24 protein-coding genes and 1 tRNA gene are annotated in these 23,403 nt (G+C 40.6%); 9 read left to right on the forward strand and 16 right to left on the reverse strand.

Annotation, left to right across the window (positions count from 1 at the left end; genetic code table 11):
• Window positions 1–17: 17 nt before the first annotated feature.
• From Q4591_RS05320 to Q4591_RS05330, 3 genes are all read left to right on the forward strand, one after another.
• A complete protein-coding gene (locus Q4591_RS05320; RefSeq protein ID WP_303459777.1) occupies window positions 18–1,313 on the forward strand; it encodes a motility associated factor glycosyltransferase family protein in 1,296 nt (431 codons plus the stop codon).
• On the forward strand, window positions 1,310–1,600 hold the full coding sequence (locus tag Q4591_RS05325) for a hypothetical protein (protein WP_303459779.1): 291 nt from the start codon (window positions 1,310–1,312) through the stop codon (window positions 1,598–1,600). Before Q4591_RS05320 ends, Q4591_RS05325 begins: the two co-directional genes overlap by 4 nt.
• A gap of 176 nt (window positions 1,601–1,776) precedes the next feature.
• A tRNA-Arg gene (locus tag Q4591_RS05330) sits at window positions 1,777–1,852 on the forward strand.
• A 24-nt stretch (window positions 1,853–1,876) separates the two neighbouring features.
• Here the strand turns inward: Q4591_RS05330 and Q4591_RS05335 are convergent.
• The 12 genes from Q4591_RS05335 to Q4591_RS05390 form a co-directional block, all read right to left on the reverse strand.
• On the reverse strand, window positions 1,877–2,716 hold the full coding sequence (locus Q4591_RS05335) for a putative sugar O-methyltransferase (RefSeq protein ID WP_303459781.1): 840 nt from the start codon (window positions 2,714–2,716) through the stop codon (window positions 1,877–1,879).
• A gap of 6 nt (window positions 2,717–2,722) precedes the next feature.
• Window positions 2,723–2,935 (reverse strand): hypothetical protein, encoded by a 213-nt coding sequence (locus Q4591_RS05340; RefSeq protein WP_303459783.1) that lies wholly within the window; start codon window positions 2,933–2,935, stop codon window positions 2,723–2,725.
• A gap of 26 nt (window positions 2,936–2,961) precedes the next feature.
• Window positions 2,962–3,999: a pseudaminic acid synthase gene (gene pseI / locus Q4591_RS05345; RefSeq protein WP_102528972.1), complete on the reverse strand. Its 1,038-nt coding sequence runs from the start codon at window positions 3,997–3,999 to the stop codon at window positions 2,962–2,964.
• On the reverse strand, window positions 3,992–4,222 hold the full coding sequence (locus tag Q4591_RS05350) for an acyl carrier protein (RefSeq protein WP_102528971.1): 231 nt from the start codon (window positions 4,220–4,222) through the stop codon (window positions 3,992–3,994). The genes pseI and Q4591_RS05350 overlap by 8 nt, the downstream gene beginning before the upstream one ends.
• A 13-nt stretch (window positions 4,223–4,235) precedes the next feature.
• Window positions 4,236–5,159: a ketoacyl-ACP synthase III gene (locus Q4591_RS05355; RefSeq protein ID WP_303459789.1), complete on the reverse strand. Its 924-nt coding sequence runs from the start codon at window positions 5,157–5,159 to the stop codon at window positions 4,236–4,238.
• A complete protein-coding gene (locus tag Q4591_RS05360) occupies window positions 5,159–5,743 on the reverse strand; it encodes a hypothetical protein (protein WP_303459791.1) in 585 nt (194 codons plus the stop codon). The genes Q4591_RS05355 and Q4591_RS05360 overlap by 1 nt, the downstream gene beginning before the upstream one ends.
• 15 nt (window positions 5,744–5,758) lie before the next feature.
• Window positions 5,759–6,406, reverse strand: a complete 648-nt coding sequence (locus Q4591_RS05365; protein ID WP_303459793.1) for a NeuD/PglB/VioB family sugar acetyltransferase — start codon at window positions 6,404–6,406, stop codon at window positions 5,759–5,761.
• Between the two features lie 27 nt (window positions 6,407–6,433).
• Window positions 6,434–7,504, reverse strand: a complete 1,071-nt coding sequence (pseG, locus tag Q4591_RS05370; RefSeq protein ID WP_303459796.1) for a UDP-2,4-diacetamido-2,4,6-trideoxy-beta-L-altropyranose hydrolase — start codon at window positions 7,502–7,504, stop codon at window positions 6,434–6,436.
• Window positions 7,501–8,187, reverse strand: a complete 687-nt coding sequence (pseF, locus tag Q4591_RS05375; RefSeq protein ID WP_303459799.1) for a pseudaminic acid cytidylyltransferase — start codon at window positions 8,185–8,187, stop codon at window positions 7,501–7,503. Before pseF ends, pseG begins: the two co-directional genes overlap by 4 nt.
• Complete coding sequence (gene pseC / locus Q4591_RS05380; RefSeq protein ID WP_102528965.1) at window positions 8,184–9,332, reverse strand: UDP-4-amino-4,6-dideoxy-N-acetyl-beta-L-altrosamine transaminase; 1,149 nt, start codon at window positions 9,330–9,332, stop codon at window positions 8,184–8,186. Before pseC ends, pseF begins: the two co-directional genes overlap by 4 nt.
• A gap of 2 nt (window positions 9,333–9,334) precedes the next feature.
• A complete protein-coding gene (gene pseB / locus Q4591_RS05385) occupies window positions 9,335–10,327 on the reverse strand; it encodes a UDP-N-acetylglucosamine 4,6-dehydratase (inverting) (RefSeq protein ID WP_303459803.1) in 993 nt (330 codons plus the stop codon).
• Window positions 10,328–10,760: 433 nt separating this feature from the next.
• Entirely contained in the window at window positions 10,761–11,525 is a 765-nt protein-coding gene (locus Q4591_RS05390) for a class I SAM-dependent methyltransferase (RefSeq protein ID WP_303459805.1), read from the reverse strand.
• 522 nt (window positions 11,526–12,047) lie between these two features.
• Here Q4591_RS05390 and Q4591_RS05395 point away from each other — a divergent pair.
• A complete protein-coding gene (locus Q4591_RS05395; protein WP_102438708.1) occupies window positions 12,048–12,380 on the forward strand; it encodes a YegP family protein in 333 nt (110 codons plus the stop codon).
• A 106-nt stretch (window positions 12,381–12,486) separates the two neighbouring features.
• On the opposite strand, the gene Q4591_RS05400 is transcribed toward Q4591_RS05395, so the two are convergent.
• Complete coding sequence (locus Q4591_RS05400; RefSeq protein ID WP_368501203.1) at window positions 12,487–13,071, reverse strand: protein disulfide oxidoreductase; 585 nt, start codon at window positions 13,069–13,071, stop codon at window positions 12,487–12,489.
• Window positions 13,072–13,537: 466 nt separating this feature from the next.
• Between Q4591_RS05400 and Q4591_RS05405 the strand changes: the two genes are divergently transcribed.
• Complete coding sequence (locus Q4591_RS05405; protein WP_303459807.1) at window positions 13,538–14,956, forward strand: endonuclease/exonuclease/phosphatase family protein; 1,419 nt, start codon at window positions 13,538–13,540, stop codon at window positions 14,954–14,956.
• Between the two features lie 137 nt (window positions 14,957–15,093).
• On the opposite strand, the gene Q4591_RS05410 is transcribed toward Q4591_RS05405, so the two are convergent.
• Complete coding sequence (locus Q4591_RS05410; RefSeq protein ID WP_303459809.1) at window positions 15,094–15,756, reverse strand: glutathione S-transferase; 663 nt, start codon at window positions 15,754–15,756, stop codon at window positions 15,094–15,096.
• 125 nt (window positions 15,757–15,881) lie between these two features.
• Here Q4591_RS05410 and Q4591_RS05415 point away from each other — a divergent pair, with 125 nt between their 5' ends.
• The 4 genes from Q4591_RS05415 to Q4591_RS05430 all read left to right on the forward strand — a co-directional run bounded on the left by Q4591_RS05415 (window position 15,882) and on the right by Q4591_RS05430 (window position 21,499).
• Window positions 15,882–18,191, forward strand: coding sequence for a peptidase U32 family protein (locus tag Q4591_RS05415; protein WP_303459810.1), 2,310 nt, complete (start codon window positions 15,882–15,884; stop codon window positions 18,189–18,191).
• A 377-nt stretch (window positions 18,192–18,568) separates the two neighbouring features.
• Entirely contained in the window at window positions 18,569–20,131 is a 1,563-nt protein-coding gene (locus tag Q4591_RS05420; protein WP_102519875.1) for a PAS domain-containing methyl-accepting chemotaxis protein, read from the forward strand.
• A gap of 266 nt (window positions 20,132–20,397) precedes the next feature.
• Entirely contained in the window at window positions 20,398–20,877 is a 480-nt protein-coding gene (locus tag Q4591_RS05425; protein ID WP_102475418.1) for a DUF2947 domain-containing protein, read from the forward strand.
• 61 nt (window positions 20,878–20,938) lie between these two features.
• Window positions 20,939–21,499 (forward strand): chalcone isomerase family protein, encoded by a 561-nt coding sequence (locus Q4591_RS05430; protein WP_303459813.1) that lies wholly within the window; start codon window positions 20,939–20,941, stop codon window positions 21,497–21,499.
• A 105-nt stretch (window positions 21,500–21,604) separates the two neighbouring features.
• On the opposite strand, the gene Q4591_RS05435 is transcribed toward Q4591_RS05430, so the two are convergent.
• Window positions 21,605–22,564, reverse strand: a complete 960-nt coding sequence (locus Q4591_RS05435; RefSeq protein ID WP_303459815.1) for a DUF6268 family outer membrane beta-barrel protein — start codon at window positions 22,562–22,564, stop codon at window positions 21,605–21,607.
• Window positions 22,565–22,732: 168 nt separating this feature from the next.
• Window positions 22,733–23,374 (reverse strand): TetR/AcrR family transcriptional regulator, encoded by a 642-nt coding sequence (locus Q4591_RS05440; protein ID WP_303459817.1) that lies wholly within the window; start codon window positions 23,372–23,374, stop codon window positions 22,733–22,735.
• Window positions 23,375–23,403: the final 29 nt, after the last annotated feature.

Raw genomic sequence — 23,403 nt, forward strand, 5'->3', positions numbered from 1 at the left:
TAAGGTAAGTCCCCAAAGTGAGTGAACTATTTCTATCTAATTTAAATATAATTAAGCAGCGGTGGCCTAAACTGGCAACTCAATTAGATCAAAATTCAATAGAGAATTTTTCTGCATCTCTTGTAACAGGGAATACTCAAACAATTAGTGTAAATGGAATTCAATTAAGTAGCCGACACAACCGCATGGCTGAAGCGCAACTGTACATAGACCAATTAGATACTAATTGTAATACGGTCACTCTTTATGGTGTTGGTATGGGAGATGTTCCCAGCTTGCTCATTGATAAGAGCAATCTAAACATCATTAATGTAGCACCACTAAACCTTAGTCTTTTCGCATTATTACTCACCTACACAGACCAAAGTGAATGGCTAGCAGACTCAAGAGTTAATTTATTTATTCCGTCACAATATCAATTAGCAGAGAACTATATTGCTATCACCCCTGATTTGGCGCTGGCAGATGAAGCTAATAGTGTATTAAGAGATTTCTTGGTTTTAGAAAACAATCGAGAATTCGCCAATAACCAGCACCAAGTAAATGATGCTAAAATGATAGCGCGACATACCCAAAATATGATTGCTCTACAAAGAGATCCTAGTGCCGAACAAATAGTGATAGCTCCTTATCAAAAAGCTGCAAGTATCATCGCCACAGGTCCAACCCTTGAAAGTCAGTATAAGATTCTAAAAAAACAGCGTAAATTACCCATTAAAATTAGACCATTAATGATCGCTGTTGATACGGCGCTTATGGCCTTAGAAAATGAAGGGATCATTCCGGATATTGTTGTCACTATTGATAAAAATATTACTCTAAAGCACTTACCAGAAAATCTGTCAGAAAAAATATCTTTAGTTTACTTTCCAAATACAGATCCCATAGTCATTAACCAATGGGGCGGAAAAAAATATAACGCTTATACAAACAGAGCAACCTTTGACGACCTACACTCACGCATGCCAAAAATAAGACTTTATACCAATGGCAGCGTTATACATCCAGCAATTGATCTCGCTGTTCAACTCGGGCTCACAGAGATTAATCTATATGGATGTGACTTTAGCTATCCACATAATAAAACCCATGCATTTTGGAAAGATGGCGAACTAGGTCCTTCCATTAATTATTCGAATAAACATTGGGTTCTAGATGGTAATGGTAATAAAGTCGCCACTGACCTCAACTTCAGGGCTTACCTTCGATACCTTGAACTGTATATAAAATCGAAACCTCAAGTCCAATTTTATAAATCTACTAAAGACGGCGCCAAAATAAACGGAGTGGCTTACAGGGAGTCGGTAATATGAAAACCAATCAACATAATAACCATGGTTCGAATGCAGATGCTGCAAAAAATGAGCTATCTACCTTATGTATTTCGACAGCCATTAAATTTAGATTAGGCCAAGAAGCAAGTGCGTCGCAACAGTTTAGAGAGTGTATAAACTTACTCGAACCGTTACTTAAAAATCATCATAACGCAGTTAATATTATGAAAATACTGCCTGAGATCCTTGCATCTCAGGAAAAGCATGATTGGATATGCTTAGCTGATTATTTAGAATATGAGCTACCCATATTACTTAAAAACTAAGCCAGAAACTGAGTTTATATCAGCTTTAAATAAGCCATAATCATTCATAAATTGATGAAGCTTTATCCCCTACCCTGCACTTTTGGCTAAAAGATAAACAGCTAAGCCAGTCAGTATTTAACAAATAGCTATAAAACCTTTAAAACTAAAAGAAAACTTGTATAATTACGCACAGTCTCCCTATAGCTCAACAGGATAGAGCAGTCGCCTCCTAAGCGATCGATCAGGGTTCGAGTCCTTGTGGGGAGACCATACCAACCTTTCTTTATTCCCGATTTAGCTCTTACGTTTATACAGACGCAGTTCTGAATGAAAACCGTCTATGGTTTCAAAGCCAAATGGATGAACATTGGTGGCAAGTAATTCATAATCAGGTAAGAAAACATCATAATCTTCTCCCTTAATTTGCTTTTTAACACCTGCTCGTTTTCCATCTATGGCAAGTTGCTTACCTTCTCTTAGGTTCCTTAAAAGCACATATTTACAGTTTAATCGCGACACATGACCCAAATAGTTTTCAACTATGTCCGGTTCCATTTCTTGAAACGAGATAAAATTAACAAACAAATCCAGCTCACCGGTCACTTTTGGAAGCTGCCAAGGGCACATTACCGCACCTTGAAACTGACTTGATAGATTTTCTAGTGAGAAGTCATCACAAGTTGTCAGGGTTTTATAATCAGCAATATTATCTTGACCGAAAATAGACTGAAGATAGTATGTTGAAAATAAACAAGTGGGTGCAATATCAACATTTAAGTAAAAAGTGTCATTTCGCTCATCACTCAACAGGATTTCACCTAACGAGCCAAAACCACCGCCAATTTCTAATACTTTTTTAATAGGTACATCAGCGAGTTGTTGCTTTAAAAAATTGAGACTTAATAAATAGTTTAAACTTGAACGACTAAACTTACGATGTTCAAATTCAAATTGCTCAACAGGTGAGCCAACTGAGCTTTCATTAAAGTTATCAGTGAAAGGTTTTTTATTACTATCGCTCGCTTTGTAAACTCGAAAATCACTTCTTGCATGATTTTCACCAGACAAGAAGTCCTGCATCGATAGGATTGCTTTTTGATTTCCTGATAAGTGCGTTTCGCACAGTGTCATCATTTCCTGTTACTTTGCAGGTGATGATGCCCAACCATGGAAAGTATAGGTAGGAACAAAGAATGACAAGGCACTTTTCAGCCCCCGAAAGTTCTCAATGCCATTGGTTTCAATATCCTGCTGCAAACCTTTAGCACCAAATTGCCAAAAGCTGGTAGGCAAATATTTGGAATCAGCTTGCTTCATATCTGTGCTAATTAGTTCAATCTGTTCAGTCCACATGGAAAAACATCCTTTCATTACTGTATCTAGTTTTGCCAGTCATCTTTATTCGGCAGGTCATCTGCAAGTACAGGTTCACCCACTTTTACACTGCGTTCTAAGGCTTTACCCAATAACTGCTCCATATATTTAGGCTGTAAGCCACTACCATTACGCAGCACTTTTATATCCTCTTCACCAATCACTTCTCCAGCGGATAGATTTCGGCAATAAAAGAGCGAACGGCGGCGTAGTTTATCTTCTTCAGTCACTTTGTAACTCACTTCACCTAAACAGGACTCAACAGCTCTGATCTGATCAACCATTTCTCGAAACTCATGGGGCTCCATAGAAAACGCGCCATCGGCGCCGCCATCATTTCGATTTAAGGTAAAGTGCTTTTCAATGATTCTTGCCCCTAGGCTCACTGCAGTCATGGGGACTAGTGAGCCCATTGTGTGATCTGACAATCCTATGGGTACCTTAAATCTTTGCTGCATATCGGTGATCATCTTCAGATTGGCATCATTTAAGCTTGCTGGGTACTGAGATGTGCACTTAAGTAAAGCAACGTTAAAGTTACCAGCCTTGAAGCAAGTATTAAGGGCTAGTTCGATATCTTTATCATCAGCAACACCGGTAGAGATAATAAGTGGCTTACCTGTTAGTGCTGCTTTTTCTATCAGGGGAATATGGTTAACTTCAAAGGAGGCAATTTTGTAATATGGCACATTAAGGCTTTCTAAAAAGTCCACCCCTTCAAGGTCAAATGGACTTGAGAAAAACTCCATCCCCAGCTCATGGGTAAGAGTTTGTAAAGGCTGATGCCATTCATAAGGCAATGCGGCTTCTTGGTAAAGACTCCATAACGTCCTCCCCTTCCATAAGCCTTTTTTGCGCTTACCAAAGTAGTCATTATCAATATCAAGACATAATGATTCAGGGCGATATGTTTGAACCTTTACAATATCGGCACCAGAAGCTGCCATAGCTCTAATAGTGTCACAAGCTCTTTCTAAGCTACCATTATGATTGGCTGATAATTCAGCAATGATGATGGCCTTTTTCGGGAGCCAATCAGTCATTTAAACTATCAAAGTAAGCAATCAAAGCAGCAGGTGTGGTCAATTCATCAACCTTTTCGTCAGAAACTTGATGGCCTGTAAGTTGCTCAAGTTCCACAAATAAATTAAACATGTCTAGACTGTCAAATCCTGCGTCTTCGAAAGTGACATCAAGTGCTAGCGCTTCAAGATCGACTGCGCCAGATTCTTCTAGCGCTTTTTTAATTACTTCTAAATTGACCATAATGGCCTCCTTATTATCTATGAATTAATGCACTGGCCCAGGAGAAACCCACACCAAATCCACTCAACACAATATTGTTCCATTCACTACTCATCGCGTGCTTTTCAATAAGAAGAGGAATAGAGGATGAAACGGTATTACCAGTATCTTTGAGATCTTTAATAAAGCGGTTCTTGTCTTTAAAACGCCTCGAAATCGTGTCCACAATCGCGGCGCTTCCCTGATGGATAAGAAAAGCATCAATATCAGCCTCAGACATTTCGCTATCTTCTAGCAACGCTTTAATATGTTTAGGCACATTCACCGAAGCAAAGTTGAACACCTGTCGGCCATTCATTGACAAAATGCCTTGTTTTGTTTGCAAACTTTCTGCTCCATTGCCGTCAGTTCCAAACAGCACAGAACCCAGTTTAAAAACAGGTTCATGACCAATCCAACTCGCGGTTGCGGCGTCTCCAAATAACATTGAAGTGACCCTGTCTGCAGGGTCAATGACTTTTGAATAGGGGTCGGCTGTCACTAATAATGCCTGCTTGAGCCCTGCAGCTTGCAGTAAGCCTTTGATGATATAAAGACCATAAACATAACCTGAACAGCCTAAAGACACGTCAAAAGCGGCTATTGTTTTCGGCAGGCCTGTTTTTTCTTGTACTATGGCTGCTGTGTGAGGAATGTTTTCACCATCACCATTTTGAGTCACAACAATAAGAGCATCGATTTTGTCTTTTTCAAAACTGGGCTGCTGTTTTACTAGTTGTTCAATAGCTGCAACACATAAATCTGAACATTCTTGTTGCGGACTTTTTCGAGGTAAAACAAGGGCGCCAAGTTTAGACTCAACAAACTCAGCAGATTCACCAAATTGACGCCCCTGCTCTAGATTATCAATTGCGGTAGACGGAATGTAACTTGCAACCGCTTTTATGCCAATATCCATTATTGCCCCTCCACGATAAACCTAATTTGCCCCATTAATTGTCCATCCAGCCATACTTCAGAAACCGAAAATTTGTCATGTAACATCGACTGAAGCCTAATTTCTGCTGCTTCATACTGTATCGGTAAACTTTTCGTAAGGTTTAGTTGGCCAAATAACCACTTCCCTTTGCTTGGTCGCGCGATCTCATTGTGCATTTTCTTAGTTAAGGCAACGAGCACTTCAATACAGGTATAGTTTCCTGAAGGTTTAAGCATATTGATTGTTGCTGGATGAGTTGTCATCTGTGCGTTAGCAACTAATCCATCTTCATCAAACTCATAGCGTCCTTCGACTGAAGCACTACCTTCAACCCACCAAAACGGGACTTTAGTCCCATCGGTTAGATGGAATTTTCCTGTTGCTACAATTGTTCCTGTTTCAGGTTTTTGTGTCATTAATTCACATTGACAACGAGCAAGTTTTCGAAAGCTAAGTTGTGTCAGTCTGGCTCCTTCTGGATAGTTCTTCTTGGCATACTCAACAGTGAACAAATAAAAATCTGTTCCATGTAAATAATTACGATTACCTTTAAATTCGAACATTTAACCACCTTTTACTTAGCTAACTCGGCGGGCAGGATTCCCTAACCAAGTCGAACCTTCGCCAGCATCTTTTAACAGTGCTGAACCTGCACCAACTACTGAATAAGCACCAAGGCTTAACCCATCACGTACAACTGCATTTGCTGCAACATGAACGCCTTCGCTCAAACTACTATATCCACAAAGACAAACATTCGGGCCAATATCAACATAATTAGATACCTGCACATCATGTCCAATATTAGCTCCCGCTCTTACCAAGACGTTTTCGCCTATGTTCACCTGCGGCTGAATCGATACCTGTGAGCAAATCACGCTCCCTGCGCCAATTTGAGAATCGAAACCTATCATCGCACTAGGATGGATTAAAGTTGCCATCCTGCTCGAAGGAATAGCTAAAGATTTTAATAAATCTGCTCTCTCACGCATTTTCCCCACGCTTAATAGCGCAAATACAAATAAAATATCTTTATCTAATTCTTGCCACTGAGAAGACTTCCCTAGTACAGGCCAGTGGAAAAGTAACTCACCAGCGCTATGATGGTCATTAAGAAAACCCACTAGCTCTATTGCATCGCCCGCGCGCTGCATATCCATAATGATTTGAGCTAAGACTGCACCATTGCCTGCGCCGCCGATAATGACCACTCGCTTTTTACTCATATTCTTTTATTCCTGATTACGAATAACTCAGTTAATTAACTCTGCCATCCACACACTTCTTTTTTGCCATCCTTGCATCACTTCTTTTGCACTCTGTGACATTAACTGCAGCTGATTAGGTTGATTTATTAATGACCAAATAGCCGATTCTAGCTGTTGTTCTAATGCCGTTGTTACTTTACCTAAGTTCATGATTGCATTTAACTTAGCTAATTGTTCATTAGGTACAGATTGATTGTCCGCAATCGTCCAACACAAAGCGGGTAAAGCAGCAGCACAGCGCTCCCAAGAAATACCGCCACCAGCACCTATTGCTAAGTCGGCCTGTTCCATTAACCGCGATATTTGCGAAGATTGAACCTCAAGGTTCAAGTAGTTAGCATGTTGACGACATAAAGCTTCGAGTCGCTCAATATGGGGATACGAAGCCCCCACCACCACATCGACTCTATCCAACTCCTGACGAAGTGAACGCTGCAATAACACTTGGCAAACTTGGCCTGTTACATCATCTTTATCAACACCACCGAAACACACAAACACCTTTTTAAGCTGTGTTCTTAAACTCGGATTAACACCTCTAAATTCTTCACGAAGCGGTATGTTCCAAGGTCCTATATATACTCTTCCGTCACTCGGCGAACAAGAACGACTATGTAGAGTAGGATCTATTAGCATCTGACATTGATGAGGCCTATCTCTCAAACCATCGATTACAACAATTTGAGATTGAGTCTCTGTTGCAACTCGAGACTCCCACTGTGCACCTAAAGAGAAATGATCAACAATAATCCAATCAGGTTTAATTCCATTATGCTTGACAGCTTCTAATGTGTCCTCGGCATCTTGCGCTTCAGTGCATCCTAACCAATGACTATGAGGGTAATCTCCATCGCCTTGGATATATTGCGCTGATTCAGAAAGCTGTAAAACATTAAAACCTTCCAAAACTTTAGCCTGATGACCACTATGGTTACGGCAACAGAAAGTGACAATAGCCCCTTTTCTGGACAATGAGTTGGCTATAGTCAAACAGCGCATGATATGACCACTGCCGATATGTTGTCCGCTATCGGTACGGATTAAAACCTGTGTCACATGCTTCCAGCTAAAAATAAACGCTCAGCAAGCAGCCAATCTTCTTCTGTATCAATATCTTGAACTTGGTATCTTGGGACGATATATGAAGTCGCTTTTTCTGAATACATAATATCGCCTCTTAAAAATGCCTCAGACTTACCCCAATAAAACTGCCCTGCGTCATGGTAAGCCTCAATAAGATCCTGAGAACGACTTTGTCGATGCTCAGGAGCAAACATTTTTACATGACCGGAATCATCCATATAAAGGGCACGTTGAATCGCTGAAGCGAAACTGGTTACACTAAAACAAAAATCGGTCCCCATATTGAGTAATTGGTCAAAACTCAGCTTTAAAGCCTCTGCTGTAACAAATGGGGCTGTGGCATATAAACAACAAACATGATCAACCTTGCCCACATTATCAATCACCCAATTAATAGTATGATTGACGACTACACGGGTTGTCGCCATGTCATCAGATAACTCAGCGGGTCTCATAAAGGGGGTCGTGGCACCATAACTTCTCGCTATCTCTGCAATTTCAAAGCAATCAGTCGACACAATCACATGATCGAATAACTCTGACTCAACAGCTGCCTCAATTGATCTGGCGATGATAGGCTTTCCACAAAAGTGACGAATATTTTTTTTAGGAATTCGTTTGCTACCGCCACGAGCAGGAATAATTGCTATTTTCAATTAAGTAACCCCTTGAGTTTTTCGCAAATTAAGTCTTGTTCAATTTCGGTTAAACTTGGAAAAATGGGTAGCGTCAGGCACGATTGATAATATGACTCAGCTTGAGGGAAATCACCTTTTGTAAAACCTAACTCTTGATAAAAAGGTTGAAGGTGAATTGGTATGTAATGCACATGCACACCTATTCCTGCTTGCCTCATTTCGTTAAATACTTCTTTACGGTCAACTTTTTGGGGCAGTAAAACAATGAATAAATGATAGGCACTAACCGTTTCTTCTAGAGGTAATACAATTTGAACATTGGTGTTTTTTAATCGTTCAACATAACGTTTAGCTAAACTATTTCTTTTTTCAACGAAGCTCTCAAGCGATGATAATTGACTATTGCCTAAAGCAGCCTGTAAATCAGTTATACGATAATTAAAACCTAATGATTGTTGTTCATAATACCAGTCACCTTCATCCGAATTAATTAACTCTTCAGACTGCTTAGTGATGCCGTGACTGCATGAACGTTTCATCGCTTCTGCAAGTTTAGCGTCATTAGTCGTTGCAACGCCTCCCTCACCTGTAGTGATAATTTTGACTGGATGAAAACTAAAAACAGTAATGTCGCTAAACTGGCAACTACCTATAGGGAAATCAAGATACCTGCCACCTATTGCGTGTGCAGCATCTTCGATGACTTTAACTCCATACTGACGAGCCAGTTGCGCAATGCTTTGCATATCACAGCTATGACCAGCCATGTGTACCGCTATAATAACTTTAGGTAAGCTATTATTTAATGCTGCCTGTGATAACTTTTTTGCCAATGCTTTTGGGCAAAGGTTGGCTGTTTCATAATTAATATCAACAAAATCTATAGTCGCACCGCAGTAAACAGCACAGTTTGATGAAGCAACAAAAGATATTGGACTTGTCCAGACAGTGTCTTTAAAGGTCACACCTAGGGCAAGGCAAGCGACATGCAATAATGATGTTGCGCTATTTCCTGCTACTGCGAATTTCGAATGTGTAAAAGCGGCTATATTAGCTTCAAATCGAGGTACTTGCGGCCCTTGAGTAAGAAAGTCAGATTGTAAAACATCGGTCACGGCATCAATATCTTGCTGTGAAATGGATTGACGCCCATAAGGAATCATGACTAATTATCCTCAAGTTGTTTTATTTGTTCTACGGATAGAAAGTCTGGATTATTTCCTGAGTGATATTCAAATCCTAACTGCACGAGTTCACCTGATTCACCTAGTTTATTCGTATAGTAATCATGGTCTTTACCAAAAAATGCAATACTTGGTGTAATGACAAAATGATCATCAAATTCGATAGTATGGTGTGAGTCATCACCTGGACACATGATTTCATGCATTTTTTCGCCAGGTCTAATACCGACAATCTCCTGTTTCATTCCTGGAGCACAGGCTTCTGCCAAATCAGTAATGCGTACTGAAGGAATTTTAGGTACAAAAATCTCACCACCTTGCATTCTAGAGAAGTTTTTCAGCACAAAATCAACGCCGTCTTGGAGAGTAATCCAAAATCGAGTCATATCGGGATGTGTGATTGGAAGTGTGGTTTTACCATTCTCAATAAGTGATTTAAAAAATGGTACTACTGAGCCACGTGAACCGACTACGTTGCCGTAACGTACCGCAGAAAAACGTGTACGCCCTTCACCGACAATGTTATTGCCTGCTACAAATAATTTATCTGACGCAAGCTTTGTTGCGCCATACAGGTTGATCGGATTAGCAGCTTTATCAGTAGAAAGTGCGATGACGCGCTTAACGTTATTTGCGATAGCAGCTTTAATGACATTTTCTGCACCATGAATATTGGTTTTAATGCATTCCATTGGATTGTATTCAGCTGCGGGAACTTGTTTGATTGCTGCTGCATGAATAACATAATCAACATCTTTAAAAGCTTGCATCATCCGATCTGCATCGCGTACGTCGCCTAAGAAATATCGCATACAAGGGTCGTTATATACCTGTTGCATCTCGTATTGCTTAAGCTCATCCCTCGACAGAATAATTAACCTTTTAGGCTTATAGCGCTCTAAAATAGTTTTGGTATATTTCTGTCCAAACGAGCCAGTACCGCCTGTTATCAGAATAGATTGATTATCAAACATGTACTCTCCAAGTTATTATTGTATTAATTCTTAATATTTCACTTTAAGTTTACAACTGAACACAAACAAAGCAAAAATCACACCAAAAATTCTTTCAATCTATTATATTGAAAATACTGTATATTACCAAGCATAATGCAGCTTACGATATAGGTTTATAAAAATCTTAAAATTTATAGACTTAAAATATTTTTTTTATTTATGAGACATTGATCGTACTAGTCTAAAAATTGAATATTTCATTTAATTTAAATGTAATTTATTAGTAAAAAGCAATTTTATAGCTTCAAAAAATCAAGCGTCAAATCGTTGACATGATGACTAATCATCGAAGTTCTGTATTGGATCTTTAATTAAAGACTTAATACACTTTCTGAAAGCAAAAAACTGACTTCAAGTACTATTTAGGCTTCGTCAATCTAACTTGAATAATTTATTTAGGTTTCTTAAACACCAAGGTGAATCTATCGGTATTACCTGTCACCGATTTGCGACCCACTTCATAACGTAGCTCATCATCAGGTCGATAAAACATCTTTGATGATTTTTCTAATACAAATCCTGCAGCTTGAACTTCTAAAATGACATCGATGGGATCTTCACGGCGACGCATTTCATCCGTTTCTGGCATCATATGACGACGAGAGTGATCGACAATGACGTAAGTCCCACCAGGCTTTAATGCATCAAATGTGGCTTTGTTTAATTTGGTTTTATCCTCAAGGTTAAAGTTATGATATTCACGAATACTCAGCATCATATCAGCGTCAGTCATACCAAAATCAATCGTACCTAATTTGTAGCTTCGCGCCTCTGGGTTCCAATCAAGTTCAATCGGCAGCTTCTTAGCTTTGCTCATGACATCAATCGCTAGCGTGTCATTCATTCCCTCTAACCATTCTTTTTTATACGCCAGATGTAGCTCGCCATCATCCTTAAGCAGTGGTGCGAGAATTTTGCTATACCAACCATTTCCTGGCGCAAACTCTATCACTTTCATATCTTTTTCTAAGCCGAAAAACGCTAAAGCCTGATATGGCACTCGGTTATCATCGCGTTCCTTATCAGCTTCAGTACGATGCTCCATTTTCATCACTTTGAGGACATCTTTTTGAAAGGGGGTAAGTGCTGCAATAGATGAAAAAGTACACAGGCTTGTGGCAGTGACTAATAATGATGCGATGAGGGTTTTATTCATGGTAATCCTTAAAGGGTTAGCTTCCTTAGTAAAAAACTAACATAAGGGATATTAACCACATTCGCACTTGCTAATGTGTTGCTAATTATGTTTCTCAATCATCACATGAATACACCTCAAGCTTGTCGTGCTAACTAGCAGCCAGAGTCATTAAGGGAATAAGTTGGCTGTTAACTTCCTCGAAAGCTGTAGTGGCACTGACTGTTGTAACTCTTGTTTAGACCTCTGCTCAGCCTCACGACAGAAAGCGATGACCCTGTCAGCTACAGGTCGTTTTGCTCATCCAATAAAACCTTATCCCCCGCATTATAACGACTCAGTGAATCAACTAGCCTCTTGCTTACCCCACTTACGATATCCGCCGCTTACTCAGTTCCCTTACCTAAATCTCAAACTAAAGTTGCTACCGCTAAACGTTCTTTTTACTAGACTTAATTTCATAAAACATAGTGCATACCATTTTTGGTATGCACTAACTATATGCACTATAAGCACTATAAGCACTGTAATTAGGAGCGTGTTATGTCTGGATGGTTCGAGTTAAGCAAAGGCAATAATGGTCAGTTCAAGTTTGCATTAAAGGCTGGCAATGGCGAGGTGATACTGACCAGTGAGCTATATGCCGCTAAAAGTGGCGCTAATAATGGTATCGCCTCGGTGCAAGTCAATTCTCAAAGCGAAGATAAATTCACTAAAGAAACCGCTAAAAATGATAAGCCCTATTTCAACCTTAAAGCGGCTAATCATCAAATTATTGGTACCAGTCAGATGTATGCCAGTGTCGCATCACGAGATAATGGTATTCGTTCAGTGATGGATAATGGTAGCTCTACCACCATAAAAGATCTCTGTTAACTCGTTTTAAATATCATAATAAAAGCTCTCGAACCTTTTGCTTTGGGAGCTTTTACTATTTACAACCGATTAACTATCTACAACTGATTAGCTATCAACAACTAAATTATGCCAGCAGCATGCGCCACCACAGGCCCACTACGCTAGTCATCCCTGTTGTATAGGATGTGAGTTTACCTTTATTAAATACCATAATGGTTGGCGCGACTTGTACCGACCAGTCATTGCTGAGTTCACTTTGCTGATCGTTTATCACTTCAAAGCTATAGCCTTTATCATCAAGGTAAGCTTGTATTTCATGATTGTTGCCTGACGCCATTGCCACGCTGATCACCGGATAATAAGCCGACATGGTTTCAACGGCTGGGCTTACTGTGCGGCATATTGGGCACCAGCTTCCCCAAAAATACACCAACACCGGCTTATCTTGGCTAATCGCCAATACATCGACCCTTTCACCATTAAGGGTTACTCCCTGTAATTCAGGTAAGTTATCATGCTGAATGTCTTTGCCGCGCCATAAATCCATTAAACCCGTAATGACCATCACGAACACAATCAGTATGACGATTTGCTTTAACCAGCCGAAGATCTTTTTCCCTAAAGGCACTTTGTTACTAGCATCTGGCAACTTACTATCTAGCTGGCTCTGATGTTGTTGTTTGCTATCAGAAGAAAACAAGCGACTCATGATTTACCTCTTTATATGTTTTACAAAATAGGGAAATGACAGGCACTTGATGGTGCAACCTAAAATCATTAATTAAATCGTTCGCGCTGCTGAATAAGCAGCCGGAAATTTACATTATTTATTGTCACATAAACTAAAAAATATTAATTAGCAGCTCATTGGGTTTTAAAGTCAGCATCTAAAAGTGAAAGTAGTTTTCATTAAAGCGCTTTGTTTCGCTTATACGCTAGCATACTAAAAGCTAATGTCAGTATGTATCAGTTTAGTTACTGCTGATAAACCCCAACAAATACAACCAAACAAAAACACAATAACACCAAGCGCGAAACGTAACTTTAAAATAAAAAGCCCTGCGGCAACAAGCTAGTCACAACTTCAATTTATACTTGTTAGCCAGCTTTTCAGGTGTTTAAAATCCCTTAGCTTCCAAAAAAGGAGGCATATTTTTATAATAATGGGGTTTAAAATGAAAGTGTTAAAAACAGCGGCTGCCATGGCAGTGAGTGTTGCTTTACTTGCTGGTTGTAATGACGAAACTAATAATTACTACCCAGGCGAGCCTACACCTGAAACCACAGATGTTCGTATCGGTGCTTATAACTTATCTTTTGACAGAAGCACTTTCACAGATCTTGTAGCAGAGATGACGCTTACCGTTGCAGCACAAGATGAACTCATGGAGAAATGGTTTGCAGGCACACTTGCTGAAGATGAACTCGTTTTAGCTGAAAAAGTCATTCAAATCCGTAATGTTGCAGCCATTATCCAAACAGAACGTCCAGCAGTTTTATGGATGGGCGAGTTCAACAATGACGGCACAGCAGAAGACCAGCAAGCGATTCAAGGTTTCCGCTTAAACTACCTTTCAGTACCACAAAATGCCAATGGCTCTACAGCAGAAGAGTTCAAAGCGCTTGAGCCTATTCAATTTGGTTACTTTGAAAACTTCGCTACAAACACAGGTCTATTAAGTGGTCACGATTTAAACCGTGATGGCAAAATAGCGCTACCTAATGACGCCTGGGGCTTCGGTTTATACCACGGTCAATATGCATTCAGCTTACTGTCTCAATACCCAATTGATACAGATAATATCCGCACATTCCAAGATTTTAAATGGAAGGATATGCCTGGTGAAACTAACCCAACAATTATTAATTGTGACGATGAAAACAATCCAATTCCGGAAGGAATGGCTTGTGGCGATGAGTGGTACACTGCTGAAGCTTGGGCTGACAAACCTTTGTCATCAAAAAACCACGTTGATGCGCCTATTATTATTCCTACAGCAGATGGCGACAAAGTGATTCACTTATTACTGTCTCATCCAACACCACCTGTTTTTGACACGCTGACGGATAACAATAAATCACTTAACCGCGCTGAGATTAAGTTCTGGGACGATTACACCTCTGGAGATGGTAGTTACATTTATGATGACGAAGGCGAAAAAGGTGGCCTTAAAGATGACGCCTCATTCGTTATCTTAGGTGATCTAAATGCCGATCCTGAAAGCGGTGACGGCTATTTAGATACCATTAAAGACTTAATGTATAGCGATCAAGTTAACCAACTTGCTACTCACGGAATTTACGCACCAAGTAGCTTAGGCGGACCAGAGTGTTTGTCTAACGGCGAATGTAAACCTGAAAACTGGGACACTAAATACCCAGATGCGGTAACCAGTACTTCAGGTTTACGCTTAGACCATGTTATTCCATCAAGTGATTTAAATGTCACTGACTCAGGGGTGTTCTGGCCGGCGACTTTTGAAGAAGGTCGTTTGATGATGAATGACGAACGTGTTGGTACAGGTAAAAGTAAGGGCGGCGGAAAGTGGCTGTCTTCAGACCACCGTTTAGTGTGGATTAACGTAGCGCTTTAATTAGCACTTATATTAGCTCAACTGGTTTAACATGAGTGCTTTAAGCACTTGTGTTAACTACAGATAAAGCCCGCATTTGCGGGCTTTTTGTTTTAACTTTTTGTTTTTAACTATGCGCTCAATAGCAGCTAAAAGTGTTAATCAGGAAATATTACATCTTGTCGGCTTTCAAGCCATAGAGGATATTTAGTCATCACTTTACTGAACATTTTGCTTTGCAGATAAGCATTAAGCCATGCTCTTACATGTGGATATGGCGACTGCAAATACCATTGCCGCTCTACTCGGGCAAATTGCCTGATAAAAGGTAACAATGCGATATCAGCTAAACTCTCACGATCCGCAAACAAAAATTCATGCTCGGATAACAACAGCTCAAGTTGTTGTAGGTAGACTTCACAGGCCAGACGACATTCCACAATATTTGATTCGCTATAGCGTTTGGCGCATTTGTAGTTTTCAAGGCAGGACTTAAATTCACTATCAAAACGATAGATAAGCGCAAGCATCGAATCAAATTTAGCGGCGTCAGTGGCAAACAGTAAATCATCAGGATCGCTTTGGCTTAATGCCCACAACATCACTTCATAACTTTCTTCTATCACCTGCCCTTTTGGGGTCACGATCACCGGCACTGTGGCCTTAGGGGAAGCAGCTAACATTTCAGCGGGTTTGTCACTTAATACAATATCTCTAAGCCAAATAGGCTGATTTGACTTATAAATGGCAATTCTTGCTCGCATGGCAAAGGGGCAATTCCTTAGAGAATAGAGTACAGGTAAATCTATGATTTTATTCATTGTTATATGTTAATCCCAACTACATATATGCACACTGGCTAATTAATTATCTACTTTAACCATATTCATTAGTAAAATATACGGGTAACATCCCTGCATTAAAATTAACGGAGCAAGTCTAAAACATGAAACCTAAGATTGAATTATTAGCCCCTGGCGGTGATGTCGAGGCGATTAAAGCCGCAATTATTGCTGGTGCAGATGCTGTTTATTGCGGCTTAGATACCTTTAACGCTCGTAATCGCGCTGCTAATATTTCTTTTGACCAATTGGTTGGGATCATTCGACTTGCCCATCAGTACGACTGCGAAATCTTCTTAACCTTGAATATCGTTATTCTTGAGCAAGAATTTAAAACCTTAATGAAGTTACTTAATAAGTTGGTAAATACCACCTTAGACGGCGTTATTGTGCAAGATTTGGGCTTACTGTATGTACTGAGAAAACATTTTCCGACTTTAGCTATTCACGCTTCAACCCAGTTAACTACCCACAATGCAGGCCAAATCCCGTTTTTAAAGCATTTAGGCGCAGAGCGGGTGAACTTATCTCGTGAATTAAACTTACGTGAAATCACTACCCTTGCAGAAGTTGGCCGCGAGCATGACATGCTCCTTGAAGTGTTTGTCCATGGCTCATTATGTGTGGCGTTTTCAGGTTTATGTTACTCAACCTCAGCCAGCGCGGGTAACTCAGGTAACCGAGGCCGCTGTAGCCAAGCTTGTCGTGAAGAGTATGAAACCACTGAATCAGGTAATAATTTTCCGCTAAACATTAAAGATAACTCCGCCTTTTTTGACCTACCGGCGTTAATTGAAGCTGGAGTGTATTCATTTAAAGTTGAAGGCCGTATTAAAGGTGCCAGTTACGTACATACTGTGATTGATAGTTTCCGTAAGCAAATTGATGGCTATGTTGAAACAGGTGAATTGACCCAAGATGGCGAGCGCTTATATAAAGTATTTAACCGCGACTTTACCAACGCCTTTTTACGCGGCGATTTAAACCAATCAATGTTTATTGATAACCCACGGGATAACTCTAAAAATCATTTGGTTGACCAATTAAAAGCAGAAAAAGGTGAGTCGATTTCAGTGGTGCAAATCCACGATGCCCAGCAGCAATTGCAAATCGATAAGCAGCAAATTAATGCCTCTGTGGATGATAAAATTGCCCACTTAAGTATTGAGAAAATCAAGCTATCATTGGCCTTTGCCAGTGAACAAGGTCAGCCCTTAAGCCTGACTGTTACCACTGAACAAATGAGCAGTAAACTGGCCTCGGCAGAGCAGCAAACCTTAGTGCTGCATTCAAGCAGTAGTATGCTGCCAAGCGAAAAACTCAGTGTTGACCAAGAAGCCATTGAAAAGCGTTTTAAAAATATCAATAACGCCAATTATGAATTAATCAGCTTAGATTGCAGTGGTTTAGCAGATGGCTTAAGTATTCCATATCGCGAGATCACCACCCTTAAAAATCAGCTGTTAGCTTATTTAAACGATGGCATTGAAGTGATCCCAACGGTTGAGTTACCAAAACTTGAACGCCACCCTAAAGTGGCAGTAAAAGCTGACGCTGAAACAGCCCAGCCACAGTTATCTATTTTGATTTGTGATGAAGCGGATGTGGCACTAGCCCAAGCAACCGATGCTGATATTTATTTCAAACTGCCAGATGCCTATAAACGTGGCTGCACTAAATATGTGGAATTCTTCAAGCAAAACCCACGCTTAATTCCATGGTTCCCGCCAGTATTGATTGGTAAAGATTACGATGCAGCGCTTAATATTTTACAACAAGTAAAACCTGAGCTTATCGTAACTAACAATACAGGTATTGCTTATCACGCCCAAAAGCTAGGTGTTAAATGGATTGCTGGACCATTTTTAAATACCACCAACTCATACGCTTTATTAGCCTTAAAAGAAGGCTTTGATTGTAGCGGTGCGTTTATTTCAAATGAAATTAACCGCCAACAAATGAAGCAATTAGCCCGACCTAAAGACTTTAAAATGCTTTACAGCATTTATCATCCAATTTTGTTAATGGCCAGCAGACAATGCTTCTTCCAACAAAGTGTTGGCTGTGAAAAACCACGAATTGATAATGGTTGTATGCTGTCTTGTGATAAATCCACCAGCATTAAAAACTTAAAAGGTGACTCTTTTGCCATTGATAAGCAAAAAGCTGGCTACCCAAGTATTTATAATCAAGACCAATTCTTGAACATGGATATCGTTGACGATTTAGCTGATTTATTTGACGGCTTCATGATTGATTTAACCAACATTGGTGCAGGCAGTCGAGTCTCACCTGACAAGCTGGCATTGATAAAACAGTTTGAGCAATTGCTACAAGGCAATCAAAACGTTAAGTCAGAACTTGCCGCCATGGTGCCAGAGTCAACGGTTGATCAGTACATCAACGGTTTGTAATACTAGCCCGCTGATTTATTGATAACAGTAACAAAGCCCTGATGTAGCTCGCGACATCAGGGCTTTTTTGTCTTCACAATATGATTTTTGGGGATAGGTAAGGTATTTAAAATCAGCAACTAATGCTAAAAAAATCCAAATATTACCACGTTAAATGTAACAATTTGAATCGCGCGTTGAATGTTATCAAAATATTTAAACGCTTGTTTTAATAGCTGCTTTTAATACACCTTAAATCCCTTCTCGATTTTAGCGTCGTAACTTACGGAATTTACACTGTTATTATTTGTTGCTTAAATTGCATTTACCTTAAAGTGAGGTCAGAATCACACCACTCAAGTTTACTTGATCTTAGTCACAAAATAATAAGAAAAAATATGACAGCACGTATAACAAGTAATAAAGAATATCTGTTCTCACCTGATAAAGCATTAATTTCCAGCACTGATCCACAAGGGGTTATTACCCACTGTAACCAAGCATTCATCGACACCAGTGGCTATAGCCGAGAAGAGCTAATTGGTCAGCCGCATAACCTTGTTCGCCACCCAGATATGCCCAAAGCGGTATTTGAAACTATGTGGCAGACATTAAAGTCTGGCAAGGTATGGATGGGGCTGGTAAAAAATCGCCGCAAAAATGGAGACTATTACTGGGTGAGTGCTTTTGTCACTCCAGTTTATGATGGTAATAAACTGGTGGGCTATGAGTCGGTACGTGTGCAAGCTGAACCCGATGAAAAACTACGTGCGAGCAGTGCTTATGCGCGCATCAATGCTGGCAAGTCAGCATCATCGCTGCGCAGTCGCCTAAAATTGGGCTTCACTAAAGCATTACCAATTATTCTGCCCTCACTAATACTCACCTTAATGCTTGCTTGGCAAGGTAACAGCGTCGCGGCTACAGCCAGCTTAATCGCTGGACTAGTAAGCCTTGGCTGGAGTTTGCAGCAACAAGCTAGTCAGTGGAATAAACTACTATTAATTAGCCCTAAATCATTTGCCAATGAAACTGTTGCCCAAACCTACTTTGATGATACTGGCACCAGCGCCCAAGCTAAAATGGCTTTCATTAGTGAAATAGCCCGCTGCCGCACAGCATTAACTCGTATCGATGAGTCAGTTAGTGGCTTAGACAAAATTTCCAATATCAGTAAAACTCAAGTGTCAGTGACTCAAGCAGCGGTAGAGCATCAAGGCTTAGCGACTCAACAAATTGCCTCAGCGATCACCCAGATGTCCCAAGCTATTCAAGAAGTCGCCCAAAAAATTGAAGAAAACTCTCACAGTGCAGAAAATGCCATTAGCTTTGTTGATTCTGGCGCAGCGCTGGCCGATGAGTCCCTAAGCTCAATCCACCAGCTAAGTCATGCGGTTGACAGCATTGCTATTACGATTAAAGAGTTAGCCACCTCAACTGAAGAAATCGGTCAAGCGGCCAATTTAATTTCCTCCATTGCTGAACAAACCAACTTACTGGCTCTCAATGCTGCCATTGAAGCGGCTCGGGCTGGAGAGCAAGGCCGTGGCTTCAGTGTTGTCGCCGATGAAGTGCGCGCCCTTGCCTTAAAAACCCGTGAATCAACCGACCAAATCCACAGTGTCATTAAGCAGTTGTCGGCTCGTACTAATGCCGCTGTTGATATGTCACACCAAGGTGAAATTGCCACTAAAAATGGCCTTGAAGTAGTTGAGAAAACTCGCTCATCACTGGAAAAAATAAAAGGTGCGGTGACGAATATTACCGATATGACCTTTCAAATGTCCTCAGCAGTTGAAGAGCAAAGCGCTGTTGCAGAGCACATCAACCAGCAAATTATTGAAATTGCTGATGGGGCAACAGATACGGGCTCTGCGGCCAATAAGTCACTCAATGCCAGTGAAGAGTTAGAAAAAACCATCAAGGTATTTCACTCTCTTATTCGCCGTTTTAAATTATAAGCCGCTATAGGGAAAACTGATCTCAGTGCGCTGTATTGGGCGCACTGAAGTCATGATAACCCTCTTGGCAAGCTTGTGTAATGAGCCTGCTTCAATCTGCCTGTTTCAATATCAAGCGATGCAATACAGGCTGTTCCCAAAACAAGCCAGCCTCAATAAAGCCCTTCTCTGTGTTCTTATCCCAAAGCTAGGCAATAGCTAGCACTATTTATAGCGAAAAGTTATAATTGGCCACTTAATTACCCTTTAAACCCTAGGAGCTATTTTTGGCACACACTTACATCCCGCTAGATGTGTATAAGCGCAAGTGGATTTTTAACCATAAAGATTTGCCTGTTGCTGATGAAGACAAAGCATTAATCAAACCGTTAACGGACAAAAGTGCCATGATGGTTTGGAATCAATGGATAAGTAATAAGTGTAATCGTGCTGAATTATTTTCTAAGGGTGACTGGGCCGCTAAGCAAGATGCTTGGAAGCAAACCGAGCACTGGCAAGCGGCATGGGACTCTGAAGATAATACCCTGCCAGAACCGATTGCTGAGTTTATTGACTGGAGTGACGATACCCAAGTATTTTTCTGTTATGAAAAATACCAAATCATCGAAACCACCTGGGCAGTGTTTGCTCAAAACTGGAAAGCCTTTTTGTTTTTCGATGATGGTCCAATTTTGATCGCCCCGAAAAAGAAACAAGCCATTATGTTCGAGCAAAATGGCCAATATAAGCTAGGAACGCGTTCGTAGTCTTGTTGTGCAAAATCAGCATACAGCCCGTATAAATCACACTTTATAAAATGAGTTGCCCATGAAACGACTTTCAATAATTGCCCTCACCGCTGCGTTAGTGTTACCACAAATGGCTGAAGCTAAAACCGTTTCAGGTGTTGAGCTGGCGGATAATATGATGATTGCAGAGCAACAGCTTGCCCTTAATGGCGCAGGGGTGCGCAGCAAGTTCTTTATGGACTTATATGTTGGCAGCTTGTACTTAGCAACACCTGCAACCAATGTAGATGCGGTTATCGCCCAGCCGATATCAGTGATTAGGCTCAATATCACTTCTGGAATGATCACCGCAGATAAAATGACTGATGCCATTGTCGAAGGTTTTGATGCAGCCACCAATGGCGATAGCGCATCCATTCAAAGCAGTATTGATGCGTTTATGGGACTATTTAACGAAGAAGTCAGCAAAGGCGATCAATTTACCTTTGTCACCCATAAAGACGCTGGGGTAACCAGCTTTAAAAATGGTCAAGAACAAGCCACAATTGCCAATGAAGCGTTTAGACAAGCGTTAATCAAGATTTGGCTAGGCGATGAGCCTGCTCAAAAAAGCTTACGCAAAAACATGTTGGCAAAATAAACGCTGTTAATAACGCTTAATCCACAGCCACAAAAAAGCGACCTGATGGTCGCTTTTATAGCTAGTTTTATGTAACACCTTTGCCAAAAGGCTAGTTAATAAAGCTTAAAACTTCATATCAATGGCTAAACCTGCTGCCGCTTGATTTTCAATATCATCAGACACCTTAGGTTGACTTAGCTCCATTTCACCAGCAAAGAAGTAACCACCATAGGCATTAATCGATACTTTCTTGCTGATATTCCAGCCCGCACGAATAAAACTAACCCACTCTTCTACTTCAATAGTTTGCTCAGCATCAGTCACTAGAAAGCGCTCGGTACGTCTTGAAGCCCCTAAACCAAAATTCCATTTGTCATCAAGTTTATAAGATAGCTCCAAACCTGCTGGGCCACTAAAGCCTGCTTGGAATGGATTACTTAACGACAGTTTGTCGGTTATGTTCCATTTTACCGCTAGGTAAGGAATGGTTTTTACTTCAGAGATATCATTTAAGTACGCCACCCCAACCCCAAGCATGTTACCTGACTTAAAGCGGTACATACCTGAAGCCACAACCCCATAACTTTGCGCATCTGAAGACGATGCCGTATTAGCATAGGAATATTGTAATTTCGGTGCGAATAAAAACATCCACTGGGCATTAGGGCGATAACTTAAAGATAAACCGGCACTGTATTTATTGATGGAACTCCAAGGGGTAACGTTACCTTGCAGTAGGCCTGCGCCAACATTTTTAAAGCCATAATCGAGGTTGTCATAACCTACATTGGCGCCGATAGACCACTCTTTGCCAATAGGCATCGATGCCGACAGCTTCATGCGCCATACATCACGTTGCAGTTCGGTATCTGAGCTGCCGACTTGAGCCGCTTCAGTTGAAGTGCGCGATACATGAAACTTAAACGGTGAGTAATCGTAGGCAGAAGCGGTTGCGCTAAACGCTAAGCTAGACACTGCTGCTAGCTTGGCAACATAGGGAATAGAAAGCCTTTTTGAATAACGCTTTTTAACTTCAAAGGCAGTTTGCTCTGGCACGAGGGACAAACTTGAAATCGTTTTCATTAATCGCTTCCTTTCTCATTATTATATCGATCGAATTATCAGGTATAAATCATAACGTCTATACTGGAACGCTTTTAAATTGGATCACTATTTCAATATTTTATGACACTTTTCAGCGCTGAAAACCATGTTATCTAAGCCAGTTTGCGATAACCCAGCTTACCGCTGCTACACTCGATGGGCTTTTAAAAACATCTCCGTGGTATCTTCAATATATTGCGCCCGTTTAGGCATTAAGTCTGTGGCATCTAGGCGCAGCTCTAAACGCAGCTTCAGCTCACCAAAAAGCATTAAACTTAAGCGAACGGCGCAGTCATGGGGCTGGGGGAAATAATACTCACCGTGCTGATTCACCGCGGTAAAGTAATCCGCCAGCAAGGCTAAAATATGCTTAGGGCCGGCATCAAAATACAGCTTTGATAGCTCTGGATGGCTATCAGCATGAGCAAGACAAGTTTTGAAAACTGCTAATACTTCTTCACTCACAACCAAATCACTAAACTGTTTCGCAAAGGTAACTATTGTTTGCTCAGCATTGAGTGAGTCACTTAATAAGTTGCCGGTCAGTTGATGCACCACACACTTAGATTCTATCGCCGCGACAAATAACTCATCTTTAGAACCAAAGTGTGAATACACCGTTTGCTTAGAGACTTCAGCTTTTTTCGCGACCAAATCCATACTGGTATTAGGAAAACCTTGCACGCAAAAAAGCTCAATGGCTGCATCTAAAATCCGCATTCGTTTTTGTTCGCTACGAGTTTTCACCGCACCATGATTGCACGGTGCTGAGTTTGCCTCATTTATCATAATCACATCTTCTTGTATTTATGTTTGTT

The organism is Shewanella sp. 3_MG-2023 (assembly GCF_030548765.1).
Classification (GTDB): domain Bacteria; phylum Pseudomonadota; class Gammaproteobacteria; order Enterobacterales; family Shewanellaceae; genus Shewanella.

Coding starts and splice junctions, on each gene's coding strand:
- Q4591_RS05325 (WP_303459779.1), top strand. CDS start 1,310: ATGAAAACCAATCAACATAATAACCATGGTTCGAATGCAGATGCTGCA.
- Q4591_RS05335 (WP_303459781.1), bottom strand. CDS start 2,716: ATGATGACACTGTGCGAAACGCACTTATCAGGAAATCAAAAAGCAATC.
- Q4591_RS05340 (WP_303459783.1), bottom strand. CDS start 2,935: ATGTGGACTGAACAGATTGAACTAATTAGCACAGATATGAAGCAAGCT.
- pseI (WP_102528972.1), bottom strand. CDS start 3,999: ATGACTGATTGGCTCCCGAAAAAGGCCATCATCATTGCTGAATTATCA.
- Q4591_RS05350 (WP_102528971.1), bottom strand. CDS start 4,222: ATGGTCAATTTAGAAGTAATTAAAAAAGCGCTAGAAGAATCTGGCGCA.
- Q4591_RS05355 (WP_303459789.1), bottom strand. CDS start 5,159: ATGGATATTGGCATAAAAGCGGTTGCAAGTTACATTCCGTCTACCGCA.
- Q4591_RS05360 (WP_303459791.1), bottom strand. CDS start 5,743: ATGTTCGAATTTAAAGGTAATCGTAATTATTTACATGGAACAGATTTT.
- Q4591_RS05365 (WP_303459793.1), bottom strand. CDS start 6,406: ATGAGTAAAAAGCGAGTGGTCATTATCGGCGGCGCAGGCAATGGTGCA.
- pseC (WP_102528965.1), bottom strand. CDS start 9,332: ATGATTCCTTATGGGCGTCAATCCATTTCACAGCAAGATATTGATGCC.
- pseB (WP_303459803.1), bottom strand. CDS start 10,327: ATGTTTGATAATCAATCTATTCTGATAACAGGCGGTACTGGCTCGTTT.
- Q4591_RS05390 (WP_303459805.1), bottom strand. CDS start 11,525: ATGAATAAAACCCTCATCGCATCATTATTAGTCACTGCCACAAGCCTG.
- Q4591_RS05395 (WP_102438708.1), top strand. CDS start 12,048: ATGTCTGGATGGTTCGAGTTAAGCAAAGGCAATAATGGTCAGTTCAAG.
- Q4591_RS05400 (WP_368501203.1), bottom strand. CDS start 13,071: ATGAGTCGCTTGTTTTCTTCTGATAGCAAACAACAACATCAGAGCCAG.
- Q4591_RS05405 (WP_303459807.1), top strand. CDS start 13,538: ATGAAAGTGTTAAAAACAGCGGCTGCCATGGCAGTGAGTGTTGCTTTA.
- Q4591_RS05410 (WP_303459809.1), bottom strand. CDS start 15,756: ATGAATAAAATCATAGATTTACCTGTACTCTATTCTCTAAGGAATTGC.
- Q4591_RS05415 (WP_303459810.1), top strand. CDS start 15,882: ATGAAACCTAAGATTGAATTATTAGCCCCTGGCGGTGATGTCGAGGCG.
- Q4591_RS05420 (WP_102519875.1), top strand. CDS start 18,569: ATGACAGCACGTATAACAAGTAATAAAGAATATCTGTTCTCACCTGAT.
- Q4591_RS05430 (WP_303459813.1), top strand. CDS start 20,939: ATGAAACGACTTTCAATAATTGCCCTCACCGCTGCGTTAGTGTTACCA.
- Q4591_RS05435 (WP_303459815.1), bottom strand. CDS start 22,564: ATGAAAACGATTTCAAGTTTGTCCCTCGTGCCAGAGCAAACTGCCTTT.
- Q4591_RS05440 (WP_303459817.1), bottom strand. CDS start 23,374: ATGATAAATGAGGCAAACTCAGCACCGTGCAATCATGGTGCGGTGAAA.